This window comes from bacterium, from assembly GCA_030247525.1.
GTDB lineage: Bacteria > Electryoneota > JAOADG01 > JAOADG01 > JAOADG01 > JAOTSC01.
Window position 1 is genome coordinate 1 of the sequence record JAOTSC010000249.1, and the last position, 3,336, is coordinate 3,336.

The window sequence follows — 3,336 nt, forward strand, 5'->3', positions numbered from 1 at the left end:
TATTGTTGAGTCTCCCAACGAACAACCGACCGAAATCAACATTGGTACTGCCCATTTTTCTGCGAAACGGTTAGAACAAAATCAGTTAGTGATTTCTCATGCTGAGCAAAGCATTAACAAGCTTGGACAATACTTTGGTTCCGATGTGTTGCAACAGTTGGAAATCGACAACATTCACGGTGCATTGATCCAATTTATGAAAAGTATCCGCTACGTAACGAATGCGACGATGTCGTTGGAAGAAGTAACAACCTCACGAAAACTTTTAGAATCAATCAAACCAGCCCGCGATTTAATCTCGGCCCGAAAATTAGAGAATTTGATCCTCTCGCGAAAGGTCGAGAAAGGCAGCCAACAAAAGGTACGACTGGAGATTAACGGAGAGATCACTGGTAAAGCAAAGGTGAATATGAACGGAAGCGCAATCGAATTGACGGAAGCGGACATAGGAAACATCGTTTTAACAAATGATCCCAAATCAAATATTGTAGAGATCGAACCAAAGAAGTAAACCGCAGGAAATCTACTACATCGGTCCAGTTTTGTCTTCTCTTTGTCGATTGCAAGTCTTTTATATTTTTCTTGATAAGTTTTCGAAAGAATCGATTGAATATAGCACTCAGGAGGTGTTGGATAACGCCCGTAGAAACAAAGTAGAGACGTTACAATAGCAACCATATCGAGATAAAGTACCGTTCGTACAAAATCGCCCGGCCTGAACTCCATTGAATGGCTCTGATTCAACCTGAAAGAGCTTTTCTTCAACTACAACCTCACTCAAAAAGTACCCTTAATGGTAATGAATCGACAACACTACTTGGCATTGTGATAACCCGACAAACCTGAAGAACAAGAGATCTTTGAAATGTATTTTGTTGTATAATTATGGCATAGTTCACATGTTTTGCTAACTGACCGCAAGCGTAGTTTTCACGAGAGAGAGTTAACACCTTGGCTTAAGGAGCGGGAACAGTGATCGTATTGGAATCTAAAGCGACAGCACCAATGCGCGTTAAAGCTCGACCATCCAATACTGCACCCGTATTGAGTGTAATCGACTGATCCGCCATAATCGTTCCCTTGAAGACCGATGTCGAACCAAGGGTAGCGGAAGAGCCAACTTGCCAATAAATATTCTTTTCCTGCGCACCTCCACTCAAAATGATCTGACGTCCACTCGTCGTTGTTAGTGTCGACGCCATTTGAAAACCCACACCGCATTTACATCACCTTGCGCATCAAGAGTGAGATCCCCTACTGAAACCGCAAGAGAAGAAGTCGACTTGTAAAGTCCTAGTGCAAGCGTAAGCCCGCCCAGGTTTCCGGACACCGTGATCGGTGCATTTACTCGACCAGCAGCGTCGCGATAGGCGCTACTCAAATCAAGCTGTGCTTGCAAAGCAATCACATCGCCGACATACATCATTCCATTCACAACACCAGGTGGAAATCCGGTAACGGCACTGCCAGGACTTACACCTAAATCGCCAATAGCGATAGTAAAACCTGTGTTTGTAACCGTGGAACCAGCCAAAACGCAGAAGTTTGCAGCACCAATCAAAAGAATGGGTAGAAGGGAGTGCACTAAATACAACAACAAGTGTTTCATGATAACCTCTAATTGAAAGAACGCTGAACTTCGTGCAAATCACGAACGAACTGTAACAGCGTAACCAAAACCAAAGCTCATACCACTCAAAAGTGATCATGCAAGCGAGAGTGGGATCGAAACAAGGATAAGAAAACGCTGCTGACTATCAAGCCAATGAAATTCAACGCATTGATCGAACACACTTCAGATGGCATAGTGATTGTATTGGAATACAAATAATGTGATGAAAAATGTTTAGTGCTATCAAACGATACAGTCGCATGACATGTCTGATGCGAGCGTAAGATGCAAGAAAATTGGAATGTGGGTTAGGAGGCAAACGCCGGAAGACTGTGTGAAGAATATGATCGTGTTACTCTTGACTTAGAACCGAAACTGCGTGGAGTAAACACATAAGATAAGGAAATGTTCTCGAAGCTATTTCGCTTTAAGAAATTTATAGTTGCCCAGAGTTAAAACATATACCCAAAACGAAAATTGTACAATGCCGTATTGTTTACTGAACCATGCACAGTGAATTGTAAAGGACCAGCCACGGTCAACCACCCTGCTGTTACTCCCCAACCGGCAACGTAGCGATTGGTTGTAACATTCCATTGCCATTTCTCAAATACATTTCCGGTGTTTGCCCGCAGTAAAAGGAATTTGTTCGGCCAAGGCTCCCACTGTAACCCGATTCGGGCAATCTGTTTATGGTTTCCGTTTACTTCCCGGTACTCATACCCAAGAAAATCATCAATCCCACCCATCGGGATACTTGAGTTACTTGGTAATTCGTCACCGACATTGCTTGCGATTTGAAATCCCGTTGAGGCTGTCCACCCTTCTGCGATTGGTAGATACCCTGCGCCGCTTGCACGTAACATCCGAAAATTACGACGGCTGCCAAGACGACGTTCCGCCAACTTCCCGATCCCGGTGAATTGAGCGCCGCTGGTAGGAAAGTTTATCCGATCAAGTGTTTCGTATTGAAGCGAAGCATACCAGGAATAAAATATTTCTGTTATGGTTGGTGCAAAACTCGTATCGGAGATAATGTCGCTGGAAGTATGATAATTCCAATCGGTGCCTACACCTCCGACAAAAGTTGATGAGTACACAGTGCCCACAAATATGCCTGCCGTCGTCTCTCGTAGTCGCTGATGCATCTTACCTGAAACTGCATTGAATAGCAGTCCGTCGCTTCGTTCGTGATCGAAAAAAAACCGAAGACCGAGCCTCGGCTTCTGATTAGTAGTTACTGAATGCGAAAATCGATAATGTTCTTCGTTACCTAACACGACGTCAATTGTTGTCAGCGATCCTCGATAAATGTTCCGTAAAGTTGCATTCAAGATAGCGGCAGCTTTTTGATCGCTATCATAATGGAAACCGAACCGAAGTTGATCGCTTTCTTTTTCGATGACGAAAATCTCCATCGTATTGGCTGCGGCGTTTTCATGAAGGCGGTAGTAGACCCGTTCGTAAAATCCGGTGCTGTAAATATTGTTGACGGTTTTTTCTAACTCGTTTGCTGTTAACTCTGCCGGAATATCAAAACCGATGCGAGTTTTCACCATAAGCGCGGTAGTGCGGTTCAAACCTTTGATCTTTATTTCATTGACCACCACTGTTTCCGAAGGTTGAAACAACTCCCGTTTCTTACCAGGATGTACTTTTTGTTGTAGGGCAAACTGCCGAATTTCCGGTAATGCGCGGCGGGCTGCTTCCTCTCCACGTTGGAT

4 protein-coding genes are annotated in these 3,336 nt (G+C 44.0%); 1 reads left to right on the forward strand and 3 read right to left on the reverse strand.

The window, feature by feature from the left end:
• On the forward strand, positions 1–511 hold a 511-nt coding region (locus OEM52_14550; protein ID MDK9701355.1), incomplete at its 5' end, for a hypothetical protein.
• Between the two features lie 445 nt (positions 512–956).
• Here OEM52_14550 and OEM52_14555 read toward each other — a convergent pair.
• The 3 genes from OEM52_14555 to OEM52_14565 all read right to left on the reverse strand — a co-directional run.
• Positions 957–1,202, reverse strand: a complete 246-nt coding sequence (locus tag OEM52_14555; protein MDK9701356.1) for an ice-binding family protein — start codon at positions 1,200–1,202, stop codon at positions 957–959.
• A complete protein-coding gene (locus OEM52_14560) occupies positions 1,187–1,609 on the reverse strand; it encodes an ice-binding family protein (protein MDK9701357.1) in 423 nt (140 codons plus the stop codon). Before OEM52_14560 ends, OEM52_14555 begins: the two co-directional genes overlap by 16 nt.
• Before the next feature lie 455 nt (positions 1,610–2,064).
• The coding region (locus OEM52_14565; GenBank protein ID MDK9701358.1) for a BamA/TamA family outer membrane protein at positions 2,065–3,336 on the reverse strand (1,272 nt) is incomplete at its 5' end.

Excerpts from the sequence above, each read along its gene's own strand:
- OEM52_14555 (MDK9701356.1), bottom strand. The coding sequence starts at position 1,202 with ATGGCGTCGACACTAACAACGACGAGTGGACGTCAGATCATTTTGAGT.
- OEM52_14560 (MDK9701357.1), bottom strand. The coding sequence starts at position 1,609 with ATGAAACACTTGTTGTTGTATTTAGTGCACTCCCTTCTACCCATTCTT.